Source organism: Pseudomonas sp. OE 28.3 (assembly GCF_014268205.2).
In the GTDB taxonomy this organism is placed as follows: domain Bacteria; phylum Pseudomonadota; class Gammaproteobacteria; order Pseudomonadales; family Pseudomonadaceae; genus Aquipseudomonas; species Aquipseudomonas edaphica.
Window position 1 is genome coordinate 1987755 of record NZ_CP077082.1, and the last position, 22753, is coordinate 2010507.

At 57.2% G+C, this 22753-nt stretch carries 25 protein-coding genes and 1 pseudogene; 14 read left to right on the forward strand and 12 right to left on the reverse strand.

Annotated features, from left to right (window positions below; all coding sequences use genetic code 11):
* Nucleotides 1–28: 28 nt before the first annotated feature.
* On the reverse strand, nt 29–325 hold the full coding sequence (locus HU759_RS08995) for a PilZ domain-containing protein (RefSeq protein ID WP_099548683.1): 297 nt from the start codon (nt 323–325) through the stop codon (nt 29–31).
* A gap of 276 nt (nt 326–601) precedes the next feature.
* Here HU759_RS08995 and rssB point away from each other — a divergent pair, with 276 nt between their 5' ends.
* Both rssB and rssC read left to right on the forward strand, forming a co-directional pair.
* On the forward strand, nt 602–1783 hold the full coding sequence (gene rssB / locus HU759_RS09000; protein ID WP_099548684.1) for a two-component system response regulator RssB: 1182 nt from the start codon (nt 602–604) through the stop codon (nt 1781–1783).
* On the forward strand, nt 1783–2265 hold the full coding sequence (gene rssC / locus HU759_RS09005; protein ID WP_003172602.1) for an anti-sigma factor antagonist RssC: 483 nt from the start codon (nt 1783–1785) through the stop codon (nt 2263–2265). Before rssB ends, rssC begins: the two co-directional genes overlap by 1 nt.
* Before the next feature lie 197 nt (nt 2266–2462).
* Here the strand turns inward: rssC and tal are convergent, their stop codons facing one another.
* Together tal and dusA are read right to left on the reverse strand one after the other, a co-directional pair.
* A complete protein-coding gene (gene tal / locus HU759_RS09010) occupies nt 2463–3389 on the reverse strand; it encodes a transaldolase (RefSeq protein WP_138454296.1) in 927 nt (308 codons plus the stop codon).
* 597 nt (nt 3390–3986) lie between these two features.
* Complete coding sequence (gene dusA, locus HU759_RS09015) at nt 3987–4973, reverse strand: tRNA dihydrouridine(20/20a) synthase DusA (protein ID WP_186617500.1); 987 nt, start codon at nt 4971–4973, stop codon at nt 3987–3989.
* Nucleotides 4974–5380: 407 nt separating this feature from the next.
* On the opposite strand from dusA, the gene HU759_RS09020 reads away from it, so the two are divergent.
* Complete coding sequence (locus HU759_RS09020) at nt 5381–6229, forward strand: ParA family protein (RefSeq protein WP_176991215.1); 849 nt, start codon at nt 5381–5383, stop codon at nt 6227–6229.
* Nucleotides 6226–6747 carry a hypothetical protein gene (locus tag HU759_RS09025; protein ID WP_176991214.1) on the forward strand — a complete coding sequence of 174 codons (522 nt, stop codon included), beginning with the start codon at nt 6226–6228 and terminating at the stop codon, nt 6745–6747. The genes HU759_RS09020 and HU759_RS09025 overlap by 4 nt, the downstream gene beginning before the upstream one ends.
* Nucleotides 6748–7017: 270 nt before the next feature.
* On the opposite strand, the pseudogene HU759_RS29970 reads toward HU759_RS09025, so the two are convergent.
* Nucleotides 7018–7173: pseudogene (locus HU759_RS29970) on the reverse strand (tRNA-dihydrouridine synthase); the annotation flags it as partial.
* 305 nt (nt 7174–7478) lie between these two features.
* Between HU759_RS29970 and HU759_RS09035 the strand changes: the two are divergent.
* The 4 genes from HU759_RS09035 to HU759_RS29820 all read left to right on the forward strand — a co-directional run bounded on the left by HU759_RS09035 (nt 7479) and on the right by HU759_RS29820 (nt 9824).
* Nucleotides 7479–8381, forward strand: coding sequence for a hypothetical protein (locus tag HU759_RS09035; protein ID WP_176991213.1), 903 nt, complete (start codon nt 7479–7481; stop codon nt 8379–8381).
* Nucleotides 8374–8784 (forward strand): hypothetical protein, encoded by a 411-nt coding sequence (locus tag HU759_RS09040; RefSeq protein WP_176991212.1) that lies wholly within the window; start codon nt 8374–8376, stop codon nt 8782–8784. The genes HU759_RS09035 and HU759_RS09040 overlap by 8 nt, the downstream gene beginning before the upstream one ends.
* 307 nt (nt 8785–9091) lie before the next feature.
* Nucleotides 9092–9457 (forward strand): DUF6124 family protein, encoded by a 366-nt coding sequence (locus HU759_RS09045; protein ID WP_176991211.1) that lies wholly within the window; start codon nt 9092–9094, stop codon nt 9455–9457.
* A 145-nt stretch (nt 9458–9602) separates the two neighbouring features.
* Nucleotides 9603–9824: a hypothetical protein gene (locus HU759_RS29820; protein ID WP_225933040.1), complete on the forward strand. Its 222-nt coding sequence runs from the start codon at nt 9603–9605 to the stop codon at nt 9822–9824.
* A 113-nt stretch (nt 9825–9937) separates the two neighbouring features.
* On the opposite strand, the gene HU759_RS09050 is transcribed toward HU759_RS29820, so the two are convergent.
* On the reverse strand, nt 9938–11125 hold the full coding sequence (locus tag HU759_RS09050) for an MFS transporter (protein ID WP_186617498.1): 1188 nt from the start codon (nt 11123–11125) through the stop codon (nt 9938–9940).
* A gap of 435 nt (nt 11126–11560) precedes the next feature.
* Between HU759_RS09050 and mqo the strand changes: the two genes are divergently transcribed.
* On the forward strand, nt 11561–13207 hold the full coding sequence (gene mqo / locus HU759_RS09055; RefSeq protein ID WP_017137456.1) for a malate dehydrogenase (quinone): 1647 nt from the start codon (nt 11561–11563) through the stop codon (nt 13205–13207).
* A gap of 67 nt (nt 13208–13274) precedes the next feature.
* Here the strand turns inward: mqo and HU759_RS09060 are convergent, their stop codons facing one another.
* Nucleotides 13275–13973 (reverse strand): NAD(P)-binding domain-containing protein, encoded by a 699-nt coding sequence (locus HU759_RS09060; protein ID WP_264082989.1) that lies wholly within the window; start codon nt 13971–13973, stop codon nt 13275–13277.
* Nucleotides 13974–14060: 87 nt separating this feature from the next.
* Here HU759_RS09060 and HU759_RS09065 point away from each other — a divergent pair, with 87 nt between their 5' ends.
* Together HU759_RS09065 and HU759_RS09070 are read left to right on the forward strand one after the other, a co-directional pair.
* Nucleotides 14061–14936: a LysR family transcriptional regulator gene (locus tag HU759_RS09065; protein ID WP_169985859.1), complete on the forward strand. Its 876-nt coding sequence runs from the start codon at nt 14061–14063 to the stop codon at nt 14934–14936.
* Nucleotides 14937–15095: 159 nt separating this feature from the next.
* A complete protein-coding gene (locus HU759_RS09070) occupies nt 15096–15425 on the forward strand; it encodes a YXWGXW repeat-containing protein (RefSeq protein WP_099549597.1) in 330 nt (109 codons plus the stop codon).
* A gap of 21 nt (nt 15426–15446) precedes the next feature.
* Here HU759_RS09070 and HU759_RS09075 read toward each other — a convergent pair whose 3' ends face one another.
* The 3 genes from HU759_RS09075 to HU759_RS09085 all read right to left on the reverse strand — a co-directional run bounded on the left by HU759_RS09075 (nt 15447) and on the right by HU759_RS09085 (nt 16542).
* Nucleotides 15447–15815: a hypothetical protein gene (locus HU759_RS09075; protein WP_170039025.1), complete on the reverse strand. Its 369-nt coding sequence runs from the start codon at nt 15813–15815 to the stop codon at nt 15447–15449.
* A gap of 77 nt (nt 15816–15892) precedes the next feature.
* Nucleotides 15893–16288 (reverse strand): type II toxin-antitoxin system VapC family toxin, encoded by a 396-nt coding sequence (locus tag HU759_RS09080; RefSeq protein WP_017137461.1) that lies wholly within the window; start codon nt 16286–16288, stop codon nt 15893–15895.
* Nucleotides 16285–16542 (reverse strand): AbrB/MazE/SpoVT family DNA-binding domain-containing protein, encoded by a 258-nt coding sequence (locus HU759_RS09085; protein WP_017137462.1) that lies wholly within the window; start codon nt 16540–16542, stop codon nt 16285–16287. Before HU759_RS09085 ends, HU759_RS09080 begins: the two co-directional genes overlap by 4 nt.
* A gap of 155 nt (nt 16543–16697) precedes the next feature.
* Here HU759_RS09085 and HU759_RS09090 point away from each other — a divergent pair, with 155 nt between their 5' ends.
* Nucleotides 16698–17090, forward strand: a complete 393-nt coding sequence (locus tag HU759_RS09090) for a RidA family protein (RefSeq protein ID WP_186617495.1) — start codon at nt 16698–16700, stop codon at nt 17088–17090.
* On the opposite strand, the gene ppnN is transcribed toward HU759_RS09090, so the two are convergent.
* On the reverse strand, nt 17091–18464 hold the full coding sequence (gene ppnN / locus HU759_RS09095) for a nucleotide 5'-monophosphate nucleosidase PpnN (RefSeq protein ID WP_186617494.1): 1374 nt from the start codon (nt 18462–18464) through the stop codon (nt 17091–17093).
* Nucleotides 18465–18613: 149 nt separating this feature from the next.
* Nucleotides 18614–19438: an aspartyl/asparaginyl beta-hydroxylase domain-containing protein gene (locus HU759_RS09100; RefSeq protein ID WP_017137465.1), complete on the reverse strand. Its 825-nt coding sequence runs from the start codon at nt 19436–19438 to the stop codon at nt 18614–18616.
* Between the two features lie 275 nt (nt 19439–19713).
* Here HU759_RS09100 and fabV point away from each other — a divergent pair, with 275 nt between their 5' ends.
* Together fabV and HU759_RS09110 are read left to right on the forward strand one after the other, a co-directional pair.
* On the forward strand, nt 19714–20907 hold the full coding sequence (gene fabV / locus HU759_RS09105) for an enoyl-ACP reductase FabV (protein ID WP_017137466.1): 1194 nt from the start codon (nt 19714–19716) through the stop codon (nt 20905–20907).
* 257 nt (nt 20908–21164) lie between these two features.
* Nucleotides 21165–21788 (forward strand): HAD family phosphatase, encoded by a 624-nt coding sequence (locus HU759_RS09110; RefSeq protein ID WP_170038919.1) that lies wholly within the window; start codon nt 21165–21167, stop codon nt 21786–21788.
* Here HU759_RS09110 and HU759_RS09115 read toward each other — a convergent pair.
* On the reverse strand, nt 21785–22690 hold the full coding sequence (locus HU759_RS09115; RefSeq protein WP_138450197.1) for a LysR family transcriptional regulator: 906 nt from the start codon (nt 22688–22690) through the stop codon (nt 21785–21787). The genes HU759_RS09110 and HU759_RS09115 overlap by 4 nt on opposite strands.
* Between the last annotated feature and the right edge of the window lie 63 nt (nt 22691–22753).

The following is a 22753-nucleotide window of genomic DNA, read 5'->3' on the forward strand; positions in this document are numbered from 1 at the left end:
TATAGGTCGCCTTTTTTGTGCGCGTTTTTCAGCGCATTTTCAAGATCCTGAGGCCCAGGTGCTGGCGCTCGCCTTCGTTTTTGGCCCACACCACCTCGGTGTCCGCCTCCAGGCCCGTGAGGGCGGCATGTTCCGAATCGATGCGCACGGTCAGGTGGTCACCCACCTCAAACTGGCGAGGTGCCTCAACCTGCATGCCGGAGCTGGAAAGGTCCACACAAACCCCGGCAATCTCTTGCCCCGCGTGGATCAGCGCCACATCGGCATCCACGCGCATGCGGATGAAATCGCGTTTTTCGTCGTAGCCGCGCTCATGTTCGCTCACGGGTTCCATCCTTACTTTGTGTTGTGGTGGTGACTGTTCTTATAACTCCCGGTGATTTGCGGTGTAAAGACGCCCGGCGACCATCGGCATGAGCTTGAAACCCCTGACGGATGGGAGTACCGTCTGCGCCTTAGAAGGGCACCTCTGCTTTACCGTTGTGCATGGGAGAAATCCCAGTACTTTGTAGGACAGAGAGGCTAGAAAGCGAATCCAGTACGTGAGCCCGGCCATTGCCGAGCCGCCTACGCCAACCTAATTCTGGCGCCGTTTGCCCACATGCAAAAAACCAGTGCCACGCTGCTGATAATCGATGACGACGAAGTAGTGCGCGCGAGCCTCGCGGCCTATTTGGAAGACAGTGGCTTCAGCGTCCTGCAGGCCAGTAATGGCCAACAGGGTCTCCAGGTGTTCGAGCGCGACAAGCCCGACCTCGTGATCTGCGACCTGCGCATGCCCCAAATGGGCGGCCTCGAGCTGATTCGCCAGGTAACCGAGCGTGCGCCGCAGACGCCAGTGATTGTTGTGTCCGGTGCCGGCGTGATGAACGATGCTGTCGAGGCTCTGCGCCTGGGCGCTGCCGACTACCTGATCAAGCCCCTGGAAGACCTGGCGGTGCTGGAGCATTCGGTGCGCCGCGCGCTGGACCGTGCTCGCCTGCTGCTGGAAAACCAGCGCTACCGCGAAAAGCTCGAAACCGCCAACCGCGAACTCGAAGCCAGCCTCAATTTGCTCCAGGAAGACCAGAACGCCGGTCGCCAGGTGCAGATGAACATGCTGCCGGTGAGCCCGTGGACCATCGACGAATTCAAGTTTGCGCACCAGATCATCCCGTCGCTGTACCTGTCGGGTGATTTTGTCGACTACTTCCGCGTCGATGAGCGACGTGTGGCGTTCTACCTGGCCGACGTGTCCGGCCACGGCGCTTCTTCTGCGTTTGTTACCGTGTTGTTGAAGTTCATGACCACACGGCTGTTGTTCGAATCCAAGCGCAATGGCACCTTGCCGGAGTTCACCCCCTCCGAGGTGCTGGGCCACATCAACCGAGGCCTGATCAGCTGCAAGCTGGGCAAGCACGTGACGATGGTTGGCGGCGTTATTGATGAAGAAACCGGTCTTTTGACCTACAGCATCGGTGGTCACCTGCCGATGCCGGTTTTATACACTCCCGACAGTGTGCGTTACCTGGAAGGCCGTGGTCTGCCGGTGGGCTTGTTTAACGAAGCCACCTACGAAGACCACATCCTGGAGCTGCCGCCGACGTTCAGCCTTACGCTGATGTCCGACGGCATACTGGACCTTCTTCCAGAGCCTACACTCAAAGAGAAAGAAGCCGCCTTGCCCCAAAAGGTCAAGTCGGCGGGCGGCAGCCTGGATGGCCTGCGGCAGGTTTTTGGATTGTCCACGCTAGGGGAGATGCCGGATGATATCGCCCTATTGGTGTTGAGCAGGAATCTTTGATGAGTACCGGAAGAATCCAATTCGCCGAGCAAGACGGGACCTTCGTCCTGAAGTTTGTCGGTGAAGTGCGCCTGACCTTGTGTTCGGCGCTGGATGCGACGATTGAGCGGATCTTCACCGCGCTGAACTTCTCAGCGATCGTGATCGATCTGACCGAAACCCGCAGCATCGATAGCACCACCCTTGGCCTGCTGGCCAAGTTGTCCATTCTGTCTCGGCAGAAGGTTGGCCTGTTGCCGACCGTCGTCACCACCCACGAAGACATCACCCGTCTGTTGCAGTCCATGGGTTTTGACCAGGTGTTCAACATCGTTGACCGCCCGATCCCGTGCCCGGAATGCCTGACCGACCTGCCTTCGCAAGACCAGTCCGAAGAAGTGGTACGGGTCAAGGTGCTGGAAGCGCACAAGATCCTGATGGGCTTGAACGAGTCCAACCGCGAAGCGTTCCACGACCTGGTCAACGCCCTAGAGCGCCACTGACCTTCAGTTGAAACCCAATCCAATGTGGGAGCTGGCTTGCCTGCGATAGCGGTATGTCAGCCACCTATTCATTGCTGACCCACCGCTATCGCAGGCAAGCCAGCTCCCACAGTTTGAACGGTGACTGGTTTGAGAACTGCGAACCACAAAAAAGGGCGGCACCTTCACAGGTGCCGCCCTTTTTGTCGCCGCCTGCCTTACAGCTTGGCAGTCAACAACGCCTCCAGCTTCTCCTGGTCCCGAGCAAACTGACGAATCCCCTCTGCCAGCTTCTCAGTCGCCATCGCATCCTCGTTGGACTCCCAACGGAACTGCGCTTCAGTCAAATGCACCCGCGCTTCACCGGCATGGCCTGGCGACAGCTTGCGCTCCAGCTTGCCTTCATCGGCGGCCAGCTTCTCCAGCAGGTCCGGGCTGATGGTCAGGCGGTCACAGCCGGCCAGCTCTTCAATCTGGCTGAGGTTACGGAAGCTCGCACCCATCACTACAGTTTTATAGCCATTGGCCTTGTAGTAGTTGTAGATGCGCGTTACCGACACAACGCCTGGGTCTTCAGCGCCGGTGTAGTCGTTGCCGTTAGCCTTCTTGTACCAGTCGTAGATACGGCCTACAAACGGCGAAATCAGGAACACACCGGCTTCGGCGCAGGCCACGGCCTGGGCAAACGAGAACAGCAGCGTCAGGTTGGTTTGAATGCCTTCTTTTTCCAGCTTCTCCGCTGCGCGGATACCTTCCCAGGTGGAGGCGATCTTGATCAGCACGCGGTCACGGCCTACGCCGGCTTTGTCGTACAGGTCGATCAGACGGTGCGCACGCTTGAGAATCGCGGCTTCATCGAACGACAAACGCGCATCCACCTCAGTGGAAATACGCCCCGGCACGACTTTGAGAATCTCTTGACCTACCGCCACCGCAAAACGGTCGCTGGCCAGGCCGACGTCACCGTTGCAGTCCTTCACAGCCTCATCCAGCAGCGTGGCATAGCCTGGAATCGACGCCGCCTTGAGCAGCAGGGAAGGGTTAGTGGTGGCGTCTTGCGGCTTGAGCTTGGCGAGGGTGGAGAAATCGCCGGTATCGGCTACAACGGTGGTGAATTGCTTGAGTTGTTCCAGCTTGGAAGTCATGGGCGTGCTCTGTCCTGTGGGTCTGATGACATTACCCGAGCGCCGACAAGCGCTCAAGGGCGCAAATACATTCAGTTGTTTGCGAGGGCAACAACCTGAAAACAGCCGTTTGAATGCCCCGTCTTGGTGCTAAATAGGAGACCAAAACCCCCAACAGGTTCAACCCAAGTTCCCCCAACCCACGCGGCCCCGTGTGAGAGCTGGCTTCCTGTGGCGAGCAGGCTTGCCCTGCGTTGGGCTGCGAAGCAGCCCCAGTAAGGCGATCGAGTTTTTCATTCAGAACGCCGTCATAGTCATCAGGGCCGCTACGCACCCCAACGCAGGGCAAGCCTGCTCGCCACAACAGCCCAGCCACCGACCAACCCTGACACCCATCACCCAAAACGGTGGGAGCTGGCTTGCCTGCAATAACGCCAGCCCAGCCACCAACCACCCCCTGACACCCTGCACTCAAACTGTGGGAGCTGGCTTGCCTGCGATAACGCCAGCCCAGCCACCAACCAACCCCCTGACACCCTGCACTCAAGCCTGTGGGAGCGGGCTTGCTCGCGAAAGCGGCCTGTCAGCCTCCAAATAAACCAACTGACACCCAACCCCTCACCGCCCCTCCAACAACTCCCCAGCCTGATCCAACAAAGCCAACGGATCACTCGCCTTATGAATATCCACCGACAACAACTGCCTGAACCGACGAGCCCCCGGAAACCCGGTCCCCAACCCCAACACATGCCGAGTAATGTGATGCATCGCACCACCGCTCGCCAAATGCTCCGCAATATAAGGCCGCAACAACGCCAACACCTGCGCCCGACTCACCACCGGCGCCTCACTGCCAAACAACCGCTGATCCACCTCCGCCAACACATACGGATTGTGATAAGCCTCCCGCCCCAACATCACCCCATCAAACACCTGCAAATGCGCCTGGCACTGCTCCAGCGTCTTGATCCCGCCATTCAACACAATCTCCAGCGCCGGGAAATCCTGCTTCAACTGCGCCGCCACGTCATACCGCAACGGCGGAATATCCCGATTCTCCTTCGGCGACAACCCCTCCAGAATCGCAATCCGCGCATGCACCGTAAAACTGGTACACCCCGCGTCCCTCACCGTGCCAACGAAATCACACAGCTCGGCATAACTGTCCCGCCCATTGATCCCGATACGATGCTTCACCGTCACCGGAATCGACACCGCATCCCGCATCGCATTCACACACTCCGCCACCAGGGCAGGGTGTGCCATCAGGATCGCGCCGATCATATTGTTCTGCACCCGATCACTCGGGCAACCGACGTTCAAGTTCACTTCATCGTAACCGGCAGCCTCAGCCATACGCGCACAGGCGGCGAGGTCGGCGGGGACACTGCCACCCAGCTGCAAAGCAAGCGGGTGCTCGGTTTCGTTGTGGCGTAGGAAACGGTCGTGGTCGCCATGCAGGATCGCGCCAGTGGTGACCATCTCGGTGTAGAGCAGGGCGTGCTTGGAGAGCAGGCGCAGGAAGTACCGGCAGTGGCGGTCAGTCCAATCCATCATCGGGGCGACGGAGAAGCGGCGGGAGAGTGGGGCGGATTGTAGGGGCATGGGGGGATCTGAGTCAGCGGGGTGAATGGGGCGCAGTTTATCAGGGATGGGTATTATGTGTGGGGGAGGCGTGGTCTGTGCGCTTCACCTTTTCGTAAGGACGGTCTTTCCGACTGCCTGAGGGCGGAAACTGCGTAAATGTCGATATGTAGCTGAATAAGATTTTAAGAGAGCTGGACGCCATTCGGCATAATGGGTTCGCCTGGGGCTTGATCTTGGTGAAGAAATGGAGCAATTTTATCCGCGCTTGATGCTCTTTTTGGTTTTTCACTGAGCAGTAATAAACTATATTTATAAAAAACCAGACTGAGCTGGTTTTTTATTCAGTTGTAGCTGGTACTTATTTCTAATAACGGAATATTGCGTGTTGGGATGCCTTTTTTGGCACTGCACAAGTGGGGAAGGATATGGCGACTGTAGTTTCTATGATAAATATGAAGGGCGGTGTTGGAAAGTCTACTCTGACTTTTAATTTAGCTTGGAGGTCAGCGTGGAAAGAAAATCTTCGTGTACTGGCTGTGGATTTAGATCCGCAAGCGAACTTAAGTCAGTATTTTTTGGGGGCGCAGGCATATCTAGAGCTCCTCCAGAAATCTAAAACAATTGTAGATGTGTTTGAACAGTTTTCTGCGCCTAATGCCGCACACGGCGCACCAACATTAGTTCAGCCTCACGAAGTAATCCATAAATTAAGAGAATGGACGGATGGGAGTCTGTTACACCTCGTTCCGTCCAGATTGGAGCTTTCATGGACTTTAAAAAATCCTACTGAGAAAGCACATCTTTTGCCTCAGTTTTTGTCTAGAGTTCAAGATCAATATGATCTGATTATTATTGACTGTGCTCCGACTGAGTCTATTTTAACTGTTGCGGCTTATCGGTCTAGTAGATATGTTTTTGTTCCTGTAAGGCCGGAGTTTTTAGCTACAATCGGGCTACCTTTACTTGCTCGCTCCCTGAATGAATTTAAATTGCAGCATCCAGGTCAAGTCATAGATATGGGTGGAATTATATTCAACGGATTGCGTAGGACGAATACGCCAAATGAGCAAATTCGCTCAATGGCCGATGTTGCTGAAATCGCCAAAAAACAAGGCTGGTCTGTGTTGAAAAATGCCGCCCATCATTCAGACTCATATCCTGCGGGTTCTAGAGATGGCACACCCATATTTCAGACTAACTATGCGCGAGATTACGTTGTTTCGGAGTTCAATAATGTATCTGATGAGTTTCTCAGAAAGGTAGGGTTGAAGTGAGATCGAAAGTAAAGCAAGCAGTGATAAAAATACTTTCGCTTCAAAATGAGTTTACTAAAGGTGAGCTGATTGAAGCCTTTGAATTTATTAGGAAGTCTCGGATAGATACTATCTTTGATAACGTGAGGGCGAACCAGAAGACTGGTACTGGTCAGGACGCAGGTACGAGGAGAGTTTCGGCCAAATCGGCTGGTGGTGAAAGAGTGATTGATCTTTCAAGTTTTCAGGTGGATGATCCTGAAAAACTTGAAGTTCTGTCGGTATTCGTGGCAGGTCTGGAGAGCGGGAAGTACCTATCGAGTTTAGATAGCATCAGGAAATTTGGGCTTTCTTTGGAGAAAAGCTTTTATGCTGGGAAGTCAAGAAAAGACGCAGTCCCTAAGCTAGTAGAGTTGGTCGCGAAAATGCCTGTTGATGATGTGAAGAAGTTTGTACGGCGAGTTATGGATACAAAAGAGGACGCGGGTATGCTCGATAAAGGTTATCAAAATTTGGCGGAGTTTTTATTGCGTAACTGAAGTTGCCATATAGCGAGTCGAATGTTCAGGTTGAGTAGCTAGGGGCTTGAGAAAATTCTCACAGTCTACTCAGCTTGCCGCTCAGACATCTTCTGGCTAACCCCTCCAGCCGCTGCAAACCCAGCGGCTGGATGTGGAAGTCCGACCAAGCTAAAGGCGTTTAATCGCCCATAAACACCTACCTACGTTTTTTTACGCCTGTATGATTGCTTATGGAAAAATAGGGTCAGACCACCATTATCTAAATATGGTCTGACCCTATTTCTACTGCGTGGTGACCATCTCGGTGTAGAGCAGGGCGTGCTTGGAGAGCAGGCCCAGGAAGTACCGGCAGTGGCGGTCGGTCCAATCCATCATGGGGGCGACGGAGAAGCGCGGGAGAGGGTTTGAGGTGGAGCTATATCTGAGAGCATTGGGATCTGGGATGGAGACTACGAGGGGTGGGGAGTTTATCAGGAACGGACCTAAGGGGGCTGGGTGTTGATTGTGCCACGCGCGACCCAGTGTTAAATAAATCTGTCCCACTTTTTCTTTGTCTCTAATATAGCTACGGAATAGCCATTGCTATTTGCGCAGAAAGTGATCGTTGAGGAAAATAGATGGGGGCGTCCAATAGTTCTTTTATTTCTACGAAGTATGTTAAGTTTGATTTGTAAGATTTTCTGTTTTTAGCTTTTGATTTTAAGGAGCGTTGCTTGATGGAAGCGGTTCTCGACTAAGAGGAGTTTTGTGTGGATATAACCTTTGCGTGGTGGAATGTCGGGTTGAAGCCACCAGTGGCATCAGCTAAAGAACCAGCTATATCTAGTGTATTGCGCCCCTGGTTTTTATTTTGCCATTTGGAAGAGACGTTAAAGCTTGATGTTATGGCTTTTGGGGAAGTTTCTGATTTGTTTGTTCAAACATTGGCGATTTCGTTTTTAAGGATGGGGTTTGAGTCGGTTAGTATAACTGGTAAGGAAGGGCGAATAATATTTGATATTGCTATTTTCTATCGGGTTGACAAGTTGGAGTTTGTAAGGAGTCAGAATATAGTGCATCCACATTATTCGGGTGCGTTGCGAGTGGCAGTTAAGCTGGAGTTTAAAAACAAATCTACAGGTGAGGTTTTTTATTTTTATGTTTCTCATTGGCCTAGTCGTATGTCTCGGCCAGACCTGGGGCGAGATGAGCTTGGATATAAGTTGAGATCTGAAATCGATGAGGTATTTGAGGAGGAAGGGTACGCTGCAAAAATTATTCTAATGGGAGATTATAATGATGAGCCATTTGACAAGCCTATATATGATAAGCTAATTGCTACTCGCGATAGGGATGTAGTGTTTAATAAGCCTTTTATACTTTACAATCCTTTTTGGAGAACTTTAGGTGGGATTAAACCGTATAAACGAAAAAATATTATGTCGCCCTGCTATGGGACTTATTATTATAAGGCAAGTGGGCATGTGACTAAGTGGTTTACATTTGATCAGATTATAGTGTCGTCTGCATTCATGGGGCATACCGCTTGGCATCTTGATGAGGAGTTCACATCTGTGTTTAACTATCAAGAGGATGAGTATCTTGATGGTAGTTTTTTTAAAAAATTCGATCATTTACCTGTGTATGGACGAGTGACTAGATATTATGACTGACTTTATGAGTGCGTTAGCTGCGGGCCTTGAATCTGCGAAAAATACTGATAGGCAAAGACGTGAAATTGATGAAAAATTAAATTCGCTCCAGGCTCTGGTGTTACAAGGGACTTTTGGTGCTGCTGAGCTCCAATTCGAACCGTATGCGAACCATAATATGGCGATTCTGGGGCATTCTGTCTTCTCTCTTTATGCAGTATCAACGCATGATACGACGAAGGGGCGGCGGATTGCATATTTTATAATTGATCGGGATCACGGTTATCCATTTGTACTCGAAGCTCCGGATTCTAAGTGGGTATGTGTATCAGTAGACGAAATTGAATATGCTTTTTCTGAACTAGTTCAGGCGACTGCGGTGGCAAATTTCCTCTTTGAACTGATAGAGTTGAAAAACCGATAAATTATTGTATGCAGAGATTTAAAATTTATTTTTTGGAATCCAAAATTTTTTGGAGGCGTGCGCTTTTTCTGGGGTTGACCGCTCTCATCGTTAACTTCCTCAAGCTGCCGCAGATCTTGCGGCCGTATGTGTGGCGGATACAGGGTGCAGGCCACGATATTGCCAGGAACTTTCCCACACTCTTTTAGGCTTGCCCGTGGGACCCTCTGTGGCTAGTCTACCCAAGCCGCTGCAAACCCAGTGGCCGGAGGTGGAAGTCCGTATTGCTAAGGCGTTTTAACTCCCGAAAATATTTGGAGCTTCGCCCATGCATAACAAATCACCCAATCTTTATGTCGATCAAAACACCGCACCCGCTGATGCCAAGCTACAAAAGGCTGCCCAGAGAGCGATCCACCATTACCTGCCGCCATCTGACGCCGCCGCCCCCGCCGACAACCCAACCAGCAACCTATTCTCCGTCAGCCCCAACATCGACACCGAAACCCTCCTAGCCAACGCCGCCGAGCACCTCGATTCCGCCAACCAAATAACCGCCACCCTGGCCTTCGACCTCGAAGACCCGCACCGCGCCATCATCCTCGGCATCCAGCAACTCATCGACCTAAGCGCTTTACTCGTCGCCCGCGCCCAAGAGCAAGTCGCCCCTGCCGCCAGCCCAGCCACCGCCTGACCCCAACCCCGCCGCCTTACTCCAAGGCGGCAACCTGAACCCCTGCTGTCACCGCGCAAAATTTCATAATCCCCAGCGCCTTTGAGGTCTACGATCCTCTTCAAGAGAGGCCCCCCGCACCTCCAGCCCATAGAGAACTGAAAACATGATCTCGAACCTGGTTAAAGTCGCGCTGATTGCTGGTGCGTTGCTGTTGGGCGCTTGTTCGACGGGGTCGTCGGGCGGGAGTGGTGATCCTTGCTTTACTGGCGGATGCCAGGCGTTTGGGGACCATAGCCCGAGCAAGGCGGCCAAGATGAGTTTTGGCGGGAGTGGGTTGGGGAGTAGTTATGGGGAGTATGGGTCGGGGTTGTTGCATGATGATTGAGTGGGCGGGTGGGCAGTCGTTGATTTGTTGACTGGCCCACCGTTATCGCGGGCAAGCCCGCTCCCACATGGGTGCAGGGCTCCCACATTGGTACAGGGGTGGCCTGTGATGTATCAGTGGCCGTCTTTCATGCGGCGGGCGATGAGGTAGATGCCCAGGCCGACCAGCGCGGTGGCGGCGCCAATGTAGCCGGTGCTGGTCCAGCCATATCCCGCTGTAATTGCCATTCCACCTAACCATGGGCCCAACGCGTTTGCCAGGTTGAACGCTGCGTGGTTGGACGCCGCCGCCAAACTTGGGGCTTCGTGGGCAATGTCCATCAGGCGGATTTGCAGCGGCGCGGCCATGGCAATCATGGTGCCGACCAGGCCGATGCCCAGCAGTACGCTCCACAGCGAGCTGGCGGCGAAGGTGAAGAAGATCAGTACGGCCATCGACCACACCATGATCCAGCCCACGGCGCGAAATTGCATACGGTCGAACAGTTTGCCACCGGCGATGTTGCCGATGATGCCACCGACGCCAAACGCGGCGAGGCCGAAGGGGATCCATTGGGGCGAGACTTTGGTCACTTCGAGCATGGTCGGGGCGAGGTAGCTGAACACGCAGAACATGCCGGCAAAGCCAATCGCGCCGATGGACAGGGCCATCCACACTTGGGGTTTGGTGAAGGCGCGCAGTTCTTTGCGCGGGTCGCTGCGCGGTTCGTCGTGGCGGTCGGGGACGAATTGCCAGACGAGGGCGATAGTGCACAGGGCGATGGCGCTGACCAGTGCGAACGCCGAGCGCCAGCCCAGGTGTTGGCCCAGGAAGGTGGCGATGGGGTTGCCGAGCAGCATGGCGAGGGTGAGGCCCATCATCACGCGGGCCACGGCGCCGGCGCGTTTGTCGTTGGGCACCATGCTGGAGGCGACGACGGCCGCGATGCCGAAGTAGGCGCCGTGGGGCAGGCCGCTGATGAAGCGGAAGGCCACCAGCGAGCCGAAGGTGGGGGTGAAGGCGGTGGCGAGGTTGCCCAGGGCGTAGAGTCCCATCAGCAGTAAGAGCATGTGTTTGCGCAGCAATTTGGCGCCGAGGATGGCCAGCAGTGGCGCGCCGACCATCACGCCCAGGGCGTAGGCGCTGATGGCGTGGCCGACTTGGGGTTCGCTTAAGCCCAGGTTTTGGGCGATGTCGGGCATCAGGCCCATGATGGCGAATTCGCCGGTGCCGATCGCGAAGGCGCCCACGGCCATGGCAGCTTCCATTTTGGCGGCGCTGCGCGCGGGCAGTACGTGCCCGGGTGTTTGCTGGATAGTCATGGGTAACTCTGTAGGAAAAAAGTGCACGAAGGACAGTGGCGATGCTACGCAAGCCGCCACGAAGGTGTCTAGAACAGCGTTTTGCGCGAGCGTTCAGTTTGATTAAACGCCCTGTGACCCCAGGTCGCGGCTGCGATGCTTGACACGTGCGCGTTAAAAGCCGCGATTTAGAGCTGTCAATTGGCCAAACGGCGCATAAATGCGGTTCAGCGTGATATTCTGCGCGCCGTCTTGGTCTAGTCTTTCCCCGGTGCGTACACCCGTATACGTCCCGGCGGTCGGCTGTCGCCCAGGTAGCTGAAGCCAATAATGATAAGAAGTCAGCGCAGAAGGGACAAAAACAGTGAGGTCGCTACGTCGGCCTTGTGTGCCCACCCTACGGCCTGCAGAGTCAGGGGCGGTGGGGCGGATGGCGTTTTATCATAGGTGCTACTGATGTTTAAAAAAGTAAACACTGCCCTGCTGGGGCTGGCTTTGTCGATGGGGATCACGTCCGTTCACGCGGAAGAGGCAAAGAAAGTCGATGTGCTGCTGATCGGCGGCGGCATCATGAGTGCGACCCTGGGTGTTTGGCTCAATGAGCTGCAGCCGGACTGGTCGATGGAGATGGTCGAGCGTCTTGATGGCGTGGCCGAAGAAAGCTCCAACGGCTGGAACAACGCCGGTACCGGTCACTCGGCCCTGGCCGAGCTGAACTACACCCCGGAAAACAAGGACGGCACCGTTGAGATCCCGAAAGCGGTCGAGATCAACGAAGCGTTCCAGATTTCCCGTCAGTTCTGGTCCTGGCAGGTCCAGCAGGGCGTGCTGAAGAACCCGCGTTCGTTCATCAACTCCACACCGCACATGAGCTTTGTGTGGGGCGATGACAACATCAAGTTCCTGAAAAAGCGCTACGAAGCCCTGCAAGCCAGCCCGCTGTTCGCCGGCATGCAGTACTCCGAAGACCCGGCGCAGATCGCCAAATGGGTTCCATTGATGATGGAAGGCCGTGATCCGAAGCAGAAGATCGCCGCCACCTGGACCCCGATCGGCACCGACGTGAACTTCGGCGAGATCACCCGCCAGTTCGTCGCTCACCTGCAAACCACGCCGAAGTTTGATCTCAAACTGTCGAGCGAAGTGCAGGACATCACCAAGAACGCCGACGGTTCGTGGCGTGTGAGCTACAAAAACCTGAAAGACGGCACCAAGACCGAAACCGACGCCAAGTTCGTGTTCATCGGCGCCGGCGGCGGTGCACTGCACCTGCTGCAAAAGTCGGGCATTCCTGAAGCCAAGGAATACGCAGGCTTCCCGGTTGGCGGTTCGTTCCTGGTGACCGATAACCCGGCCATCGCCGAGCAGCACATGGCCAAGGCCTACGGTAAGGCTTCGGTTGGCGCGCCACCGATGTCGGTTCCGCACCTGGACACCCGCGTGCTGGATGGCAAGCGTGTGATTCTGTTTGGCCCATTCGCAACCTTCTCGACCAAGTTCCTCAAAGAAGGCTCGTACCTGGACCTGCTGACCAGCACCACCACCCACAACATCTGGCCTATGACCAAAGTCGGTATTCGTGAATACCCACTGGTCGAGTACCTCGCCGGCCAACTGATGCTGTCCGATGACGACCGCTTCAAGGCGCTGCAAGAGTACTTCCCGAACGCCAAGCAGTCCGACTGGCGCCTGTGGCAAGCCGGTCAGCGCGTGCAGATCATCAAGCGTGACGAAGAGCAGGGCGGCGTACTGAAACTCGGCACCGAAGTGGTCAGCTCCGCCGACAACACCATCGCCGGCCTGTTGGGTGCATCGCCAGGCGCGTCCACCGCGGCTCCGATCATGCTGACCGTGCTGCAAAAAGTGTTCAAGGACAAGGTCGCGACCCCTGAGTGGCAGGCCAAACTGCACCAGATCGTGCCGAGCTACGGCACCAAGCTGAACGACAGCCCTGAGGCTGTTGCGAAGGAGTGGGCCTACACCGCCGGTATCCTGCAATTGACGCCTCCGCCTGCGATCCCGCAGCTGACCGCGCCAAAGGCCACCGAGGCTGCCAAGCCTGCGGCTGAGCCGAGCAAGCCGACGTCTGACCTGGCGCTGTAAGCCAAGCCTGATGTTAAAAAGCCCGCTGAACCGGTAACGGTCAGCGGGCTTTTTTGTGGGCGTGGGTTCAGGTGCGGGAGCGTTCGGCTGGCGGCAGTTCAACTGTGCGCTCGGCGGCGGCCAATGCGGCCTTTAAACCGGCTTTATCCAGCGCCACGCAGTACGCAGGCTTGGCCCGCTCAAAGCGCCAGCTTTCATCCAGCGTTCCCGCGTCCACCGCGTCGAAACCCAGCTCGTCGAGCAGCGTGATCACGTGCGCCTTTGCCGTCGCATCATCGGCGGCCACCGGCAGGGCGCGACGGTCAGGCGCGCCGTGGGGGCGTGCATCGCGGTTGATGTCTGAGTCAAAGATCGCATTAAACACTTTGACGACCTTTGAGTCGGCAAAATGCTCGGCCAACAGGCGGCTGGTGGTGGTTTCAAAACGGTCCAGCACCGGGATATGCCCATCGCGGTCAGGGTAGTAATTGTTGGCGTCCAGCACCGTTTTGCCTGCCAGCCACTGCGCGGGCACGCTGCGGTAGTGTTCAAGCGGGATCGCCACCAGCACCACGTCGCCAAACTGGGCGGCATCCTGCGCGCTGCCCACTTGCACACCGGGTATGCCGCTGCGCACGCTGCTCATGGTCTGCGGGCCACGGGAGTTGCTCAGCATCACCGCGTGCCCGGCAGCCAGGGCCAGTTGGGCCACGGCGCGCCCGATAAAACCTGCTCCAATCACGCCAATCTTCATGGCCTTGCTCCTGCGAAGTGGGGGAGTGGCTATGATGATTGGCAACCATTGGGTGATAAATGGGTGGTTTGGAGTCAGTGTAGTTACTGGGAGTAGTTAATTGTGGACCGTCTAACCAGCATGAGTGCGTTTGTAACGGCTGCCGAGCTGGGCTCTTATGCCCGCGCCGCCGAGCGCTTGAACCTGTCGCCGCAGATGGTGGCCAAGCATGTCACCGCGCTGGAGCAACACCTGGGCGCCCGCTTGCTCAACCGCACCACGCGCCGGCAAAGCCTGACGGAGCTGGGTAGCGCGTACTACGAGCGCTGCAAACATATTCTCACGGAAGCCGAGGCGGCCGATTCGTTGGCGCAGATCATGAATGACACCCCGCGCGGCAAGTTGAAGGTCACCGCCCCGGTCACGTTCGGCTCCTACAGCCTGATGCCGCTGATAACCGGGTTTTTGCGTGACAACCCGGATGTGGAAATCGACTTGCACCTGACCGACCGTTTTGTCGACCTGGTGGAGGAGGGTTATGAAGCGGCTTTTCGCATCGGCCCCCTGGCGACGACCGGCCTTACGGCTCGGCCGCTGGCACCTTATCGCCTGGTGGCCTGCGCTGCGCCTGCCTACCTGACCGCACGGGGCGTGCCTTTGGTGCCGGCAGACCTTGAGCATCACGAATGCCTGGGTTATGCGTTCTGGTCACGCCCGGCAGAGCGTGAATGGGTCTTTTACCAAGGCACCACTGTGCACAAGGTGCAGGTTGCCAGCCGTTTGCAGGTCAACGAAAGCCGGGCGTTGATGACGGCGGCACTGGATGGTTTCGGCATCGTGCTTGGCCCTGAAGACTTCTTGCGCACGGCACTGGCCAAGGGCGAGTTGGTGCGGGTGCTGCCAGGCTTCGAGGCGCCGAGCCGCTCCATGCACCTGGTCTACACGGCGAACCGCCAGCGCACGGCCAAGTTGCGGCGCTTTGTCGAGGCGGTGCTGGGGCGTTTCGGACCCGCTTGAGCGCTCAAATACCGGCCCTGTGGTGCGAATACCTCAGGTTCAGCAACCTGACAGACACCACCTGTTAAAAATAACCCAGAGCCAAGCAGGAGCGAGGCTGCAGCAAGGGGGCATTTTTTACCGGTGTATTCTTTGGGCGCTGGCGCCCGAGGGGTGTGTATGTTGCTACGTTATGCGGCATTGGCGGCGTTTGTCGTCGCGGCGTCCGGGTGTGTACAAGAGCGCGTGGTGCACGAGCGCGGGCCGGTGCAACGAGAGTATGTCGAGGTGGTGGCGCCGCAGCCGCCGCCGGTGCAGGTGATCGAAGTCGAGCCAGCGGCTCGCTACGGTTATGTGTGGTCACGCGGCTACTGGCGTTGGGAAGGTGGGCGCTATGTGGCGGTGCACGGCCATTGGGAGCAGGTGCGCGAAGGTTATCGTTATGTGCATCCGCACTGGGTGCAGCGTAATGACGGTTATCACTGGCAGGGCGGTGGCTGGGTTCGCTGAACCTGGCACCTGACAAAACGGCTAGCTCGGCTTTTGGGTGCCTAACAGCTTGACCTCGCGCAGCAGCGCGGCACCGAGTTGATCGCTGCCCAACTCCTGATAGCCAACTATCTGGGTGTCGCCGTGTTCTTCGGCCTGGATGATGATCACCGGTGTTTCCTTGCCGGTGGCTTCATCCACATGCAGGGCGTACTGCGGCACATCCACCTTGATCGGTGAACCCGCGGGCTTGCCTTGCACATTCAGCGTAAACGCCGCGCAGCCGCTGTCGATATCCACGCTGGTCGCGGAGCGGCCGCTGACGAAGCAGGTTTTGGGCAGGTCGGGCCAGGTGATGGTCTCGGCCAGGGCGAGGGTGGGCGCCAGGGCCATGGCAACAAGAAGCAGCATGCGCACGTGGGGAGTTCTCTTGATCAAGGGCAGTGGCGTTTTTTACCAAAGCCCGGCATGCGTCGCAATGCGGCGGCTCAAGCCAGGCGCTTCATTCCCGTGGCTTTTGCCGCATCAAGGTCGAAGGTGGCGGTGTATTCACAGCCGGCTGCATGGGCGCAGCGTTCGATCAGGTAGTCGGCGAAGTCGGCTTTGCCGCCTGTGAATCGTCGCAGTGCCTGCCAGATAATCTCGGCGTGCTCGACGGTCAGTTCACGGGTGCGCAGCAGGGTTTCCAGCACGGTCACCACGTCGCTTTTGGCCGATTGATAGCAGCTTTGCAGCACCCAGACCAATTCCACCACCGACACCAGGCTGACAAAGCCCGGTGACACGCTGGTGAGCGACTCGATCAGCGCCGAGGCCTTGGGCGATTGCACGGGGTCATCCTGGGTGACATAGCGCACCAGCACATTGGTATCGAGCCCGATCATCCGGCGTTTGCTCCTTGCGCGGCGATGGCGCGGTTCATGTCTTCGATCGACACGGCCTGTGCGGGCTTGCGGATCAGCCCCTTGAGGTCCTGCACGGTTTTGCTCGCGGCGATAATGGAAAACTTGCCGTCTTCCGTTTCGACAAATTCAACCCGATCGCCTGTTTCCAGGCCAAGCGCGGTGCGCACTTGCACGGGGATAGTGATTTGCCCTTTCGAGGTGAGTGTGGCGGTGGCCATAGTGAAAATCTCCATCGTGATATTCCTTACGTTAAGGTAAGGATTGATGAAGGACAAGATCCGTTGGTCCATAGGGTGCTCTGCTGGTGTGAGTGAGTGGGAACAGGTAAAACCCTAGCTCGAACTCTGCGCGCTCACACGCCCGCCTGCGACCCAAAGAGATACAAGCTATGACCGAACGTCAGCTCATCATTCCTGCCGCCATGCAACCCATTGTCGAGCGCGCCGGCTACGTGCCTGCGGTAAAAGTTGGCAACACTCTTTACTGTGCAGGCCAGGTCGGCCGCACGTCGCAGCTGGCCGTGATCGAAGACCCCGAGGCGCAATTTATCGCGGCCTGGGAAAACCTGAGGGAAGTATTGAAAGAGGGCGGTTGCAGCTTCGATGACGTGGTGGACATGACCACTTATCACGTGAACATGCGCCAGCACATGGCGGTTTTTCGGGAGGTGAAAAACCGCCTGTTCCCGCGTGGGCATTGCGCCTGGACCACGATCGGGGTGTCCGAACTGGCACACCCCGGCCTATTGGTGGAAATCAAATGCGTGGCGGTGCAGCGCTAGTTACTGCACCACGCGATAGCACGGCACATAGGCTGCGCCGCCCGGCAACTTCATACGGTGCTGGGCGACAAATGCCTGCAACAGCTCGTCCAAGGGTTTCATGATCGCCGGGTCACCGTGAATCTCATACGGGCCATGCTGCTCGATCAGGCGAATACCCTTGTCCTTGACGTTACCGGCCACAATCCCCGAGAACGCGCGGCGCAGGTTGGCCGCCAGCTCATGGGGCGGCAGCGCGTGGCTCAGTTGCAGGCTGGCCATGTTTTCGTGGGTGGGGTCGAACGGGCGCTGGAAGCCTTCGTCGATCTTCAGCAGCCAGTTGAAGTGGAACGCGTCGTTGCGCTCGCGGCGGAATTGCTTCACGGCCTTGAGCCCGACGGTCATCTGGCGGGCCACTTCGGCCGGGTCGTCGATGATGATCTGGTAGTGCGCCTGCGCCGCTTCGCCGAGGGTGGCGCCGACGAACGCGTGCAGTTGTTGCAGGTACGGCGCGGCCTGTTTCGGCCCGGTGAGGATGACCGGGAACGGTACATCGCGGTTATCCGGGTGCATCAGGATGCCCAGCAGGTACAGGAACTCTTCGGCCGTGCCGGCGCCGCCCGGGAAGATGATGATGCCGTGGCCCACGCGCACAAAGGCTTCCAGGCGTTTTTCGATGTCCGGCAGAATCACCAGCTCGTTAACGATGGGGTTCGGTGCTTCGGCCGCGATAATGCCCGGCTCGGTCAGGCCCAGGTAACGGCCGTTGGTAATGCGTTGCTTGGCGTGGGAAATGGTCGCGCCTTTCATCGGGCCTTTCATCACGCCGGGGCCGCAGCCGGTGCACACGTCAAGGCTGCGCAGGCCCAGTTCGTGGCCGACTTTCTTGGTGTATTTGTATTCTTCGGTATTGATCGAGTGCCCGCCCCAGCACACCACGATTTTCGGTTCGACACCCGGGCGCAATGTACGGGCGTTGCGCAGCAGGTGGAACACGTAGTCGGTGATGCCCTGGGAGTTGCTCAGGTCGATGCGCTGGCTGTCCAGCTCGTTCTCGGTGTAGACGATATCGCGCAGGGCGCTGAAGAGCATTTCGCGGGTGCTGGCGATCATCTCGCCATCGACGAAGGCGTCGGCGGGGGCGTTCAACAGTTCCAGGCGCACGCCACGGTCTTGCTGGTGGATACGCACTTCAAAGTCTTTATAGGCGTCGAGGATGGTCTTGGCGTTGTCGATATGCGCGCCGGTGTTGAGGATGGCCAGGGCGCACTGGCGGAACAACGTGTAGATGCTGCCGGTACCGGCTTCACTCAGTTGCTGGACTTCACGTTGGGACAGGGTTTCGAGGCTGCCCTTGGGGCTGACGGAGGCATTGATGACTTGACGTTGGGGCATTCTGATTCCTTGAAAGCACAGCCATCGCAGCCGCCAGGGGCGGCGATGGCTGGAGAATGGTGAGCGCCGAACTCGGTCGCACTAGACAGTTAGTTTGGCCGCCGCAAGGGCAGGGCGCAAACGCCGTCAACACCATCATGCCGCAGAACTTACTGAATCAGCTTCCAGTTTTTGTAGAAAACCCGACGCAGGGTAAACACCAACCCGGCAAAACCCGAAATCACGGCGTTGAGCACTGAGGGCAGCAAGGTCGGCCGCACGATGTCAATGAACAGGCAGTAACGCTTTGCGTCGTTTTTGTTGAAGGAGGCATGCATCAGCGTGTCATCGAAGATGAACAGCGGGTCATCGTGCCAGTAGTGCTTGTGCTTGCCCACCTGGATGTAAACACCGTCGTGATGCGGCGCCGGCGCCATGTTGTAGAGCACGCGGAACATCATGCGCAGCGGGCCGAAGTGGAAGGACGTGGAGCGGTTTTCGTTGAACACCGAGACGCCGATGGTCTTCACAAACGGCAGTTTCTTGCGCAGTTGCGGGATGTCCAGGGTGGTTTCGATCGGGCGACCGTACCACTGGAAGAACAACATGCCGCGCTTTTTCTCGGCCATGCGCTCGTCCAGGTAGCTGATGATTTCGTCCTTGTTGGCCATGGCGTCGTCGATGACTTGTTGCAGGTCTTCGCGCCAGGCGGGCGGCAGGTCGCGCATGGTGTAGACGTGGCGGTTGCGAAGGCTCAACAGGTCGAACAGGGTATTGAACGGCGCCAATATCCAGGTGTTGCGGCCGTTACCGACGAAGTATTTCTTGATGGTGTCGCGGTCGTACAGGCCGTTGCGCAGGAAGTCATAAATGCCGCAGAACAGCACCAGCAGCAGAAACACCAGGCTGGTACGTGGGAAGCAATAGATGAACAGCAGAACGCCGAGTACCCAGGCGACTGAGACCAATTTTTTTTGCACAGCACTTTTACTCATGAAGCGAGGCTCCGGACCTGAAACAAAGCGAAACAATCCCGCCATGATAGTGGGTTATCACGGTGCCGGGCGTTTTAAATATTGCGAATTTGTGAACGTTGAACACAGTTTTTAACCAGGCGGTGCTGCGCGCCAGCTGTTTTGCCGATTGGATTTTGTAAACAGAAGATTTGCGTCTATCGTGACGCTTCGGTTTTTCGCGCGTCATAGACCGGTACGATTGAAGTTGAATGGCCACCACTGGCCGTCGACCCCTTGGAAGAGGCAGAAATTTTATGATCATCAAACCGCGGGTTCGTGGCTTTATCTGTGTGACCGCTCACCCTGTTGGCTGTGAAGCGAACGTCAAAGAGCAGATCGACTACGTAACCCAGCATGGCGCCATCGAAGGCGGCCCAAAAAAGGTGCTGGTCCTCGGTGCTTCCACCGGTTACGGCCTGGCCGCGCGCATCAGTGCTGCGTTTGGCTGCGGCGCCGACACCCTGGGCGTGTTTTTTGAGAAAGAAGGCGAAGAAGGCAAGCTGAGCTCCGCCGGCTGGTACAACAGCGCGGCGTTCGAGAAGTTTGCCGTGGAAAAAGGCCTGTACGCCAAGAGCATCAACGGCGACGCGTTCTCTGACGAGATCAAGCGCCTGACCATCGAAACCATCAAGAAAGACCTGGGCAAAATCGACCTGGTGGTTTACAGCCTGGCCGCGCCGCGCCGTACCGACCCGCAAGGCGTGGTGCACAACTCCACCCTCAAGCCGATCGGCAAGGCCGTGACCCTGCGCGGTATCAACACCGACAAAGGCGTTGTGGTCGACACCACCCTTGAGCCTGCAACCCAGGAAGAAATCGACGGCACCGTGAAAGTCATGGGCGGCGAAGACTGGCAGCTGTGGATCGACGCCCTGCGTGACGCCGACGTGTTGGCCGAAGGCGCCAAGACCACTGCGTTCACCTACCTCGGCGAGAAGCTGACCCAGGATATTTACTGGAACGGCTCCATCGGCGAAGCCAAGAAAGACCTCGACAAAAAAGTCCTGACCCTGCGCGACAACCTCGCCGCGCTGAAGGGCGACGCCCGTGTGTCGGTGCTCAAGGCCGTGGTTACCCAGGCAAGCTCCGCGATCCCGATCATGCCGCTGTACCTGTCGCTGCTGTTTAAAGTGATGAAAGAGCAGGGCACCCACGAAGGTTGCATCGAGCAGGTTTACGGCCTGTTCAAAGACAGCCTGTACGGCAGCGAGCCGAAGCTGGACGCCGACGGCCGCCTGCGCGCCGACTTGGCTGAGCTGGAGCCGAAGGTTCAGGACGCCGTGGCTGCACTGTGGAATCAGGTGACCGATGACAACGTCAACGAGATCAGCGATTTCGCTGGCTACAAGGCGGAGTTCCTGCGTTTGTTCGGGTTTGAAATCGACGGCGTGGACTATGAAGCTGATGTGAATCCGACTGTGAAGATCAAGGGCCTTATCCAAGCCTAAACACGGTCAGAAAATGTGGATGCCTGGCTTATGTGGGAGCTGGCTTGCCTGCGATACAGTCACCTCGGTATATCAGTTACACCGAGGCGATGCTATCGCAGGCAAGCCAGCTCCCACACAAGCCAGCTCCCATACAACCCCGCTCCCACATTTGCCTTGGGTTAATTCAGAACCCTCCTACATTCCCTCGTGCTCCCACCCTTCCTCACAATCTGCCAGACTCCTTGCGCTATCAAGCCACGCTAACGGAGGATCTGATGACGATTCGTGCAGTAGTTTTTGATTTTGGCGGTGTCCTGTTCGATTGGAACCCGCAGCACCTTTACCGCAAGCTGATTGCCGACGACGCCGAACGGCAACACTTTCTCGACACCATCTGCACCCAAGCCTGGAACACCGAGCAAGACGCCGGCCGCAGCCTGGCCGAAGGCACCCGCCACCTTATCGAGCAATACCCGCAGCACGAACTCCTGATCCAGGCCTATTACGACCGTTGGCACGAAATGCTGCGTGGCGCGTTGCCCGATGGCGTGGCCATTCTTGAGGCGCTGCATAAGGCCGATATGCCGCTGTTCGGGCTCACCAATTGGTCGGCTGAAACCTTCCCTTACGCACGGGCCAACTACCCGTTTCTGCAGCACTTGCGCGATATCGTCGTGTCTGGCGAGTTGAAGTTGATCAAGCCGGACCCCGCGATCTATCACGCGAGCCTTGATCAGGTTCGCGCTCACTTGCCGGATATACAGGCCAGAGAAGTGGTGTTTATCGACGACGTTGCCGGCAATATCGAGGCCGCTGAAGCCCTCGGCTGGCAGGGCATTCACCATGTGTCGGCCGAGCGCACTGCGGCGCGTTTGCGCGCGTTGGGCGTGAGCTTTTAGCGCGCCCACTTTTCCATGGCGAAATCCACAAAAGCGCGCAGCTTGGGCAGGCGGTAGCGGTCCTGTCGGTAGAGCAGGTGCATGGGGCGGCTGGGCAGTTGATAGGTGGTCAGCAACGCCACCAGCTTGCCGCTCTCCAGGTCCGGCTGCACCAGGGCATCGGCCAGCATGATGATGCCCATGCCGTTCACGGCTGCCTGGCGCAAGCCTTGGGAGCTGTTGATGGTCAATGCTCCGGCCACCGGCACCTCCACTTCGCCTGCATCGCCGGTCATGCGCCACAGTTTGCTGGTGTCGCGCCAGTTATCGTTCGCCGGGTAGGCAAATGCCAGGCAGTCGTGCTGGCGCAAGTCGTCGGGCGTCTGCGGAATGCCACGTCGCGCCAGGTACGCCGGTGACGCGCAGAGCGTCAGGGTGTAGGCCTGCATCGGCCTGGCGATCAGGCTTGAGGTTTCCAGCTCGCCCAGGCGGATGGCAACGTCGAAGCCGCTGTCGACCAGATCCATGCGCTCATTGCTGAGTTCGACATACAGATTGATCTGCGGGTAGCGCTGGGCAAATTCGCTCAAGGCCGGTGTGAGGCGTTCGGTGCCGAACACGGGTGGCGCGGTGATGCGCAGGCTGCCTTTGGGCGTTTCGCTGTGGATCTGCTCTGCCAATAGTTCAGAGTCGGCCACCAGCCCCAGCACCTCCAGGCAACGCTGGTAATACTGCCCGCCAAATTCGGTGAGGCTCTGTTTGCGCGTGGTGCGCTTCAGCAAGCTGACCCCCAGCCGTTGCTCCAGCGCGCGCAAGTGGTTACCGACCATGGTGGTCGACAGCCCGCATTCCTGCGCGGCGGCGGTCATGCTGCCGGCTTCGACCACTTTCACGTACACCGACATCGACTGGAACAGATCCATTATCAAGCCCTGATTTAAAGTCATTGCAGGAATGCGCAGTTTATCCAGCTCAGGTGGCTAACG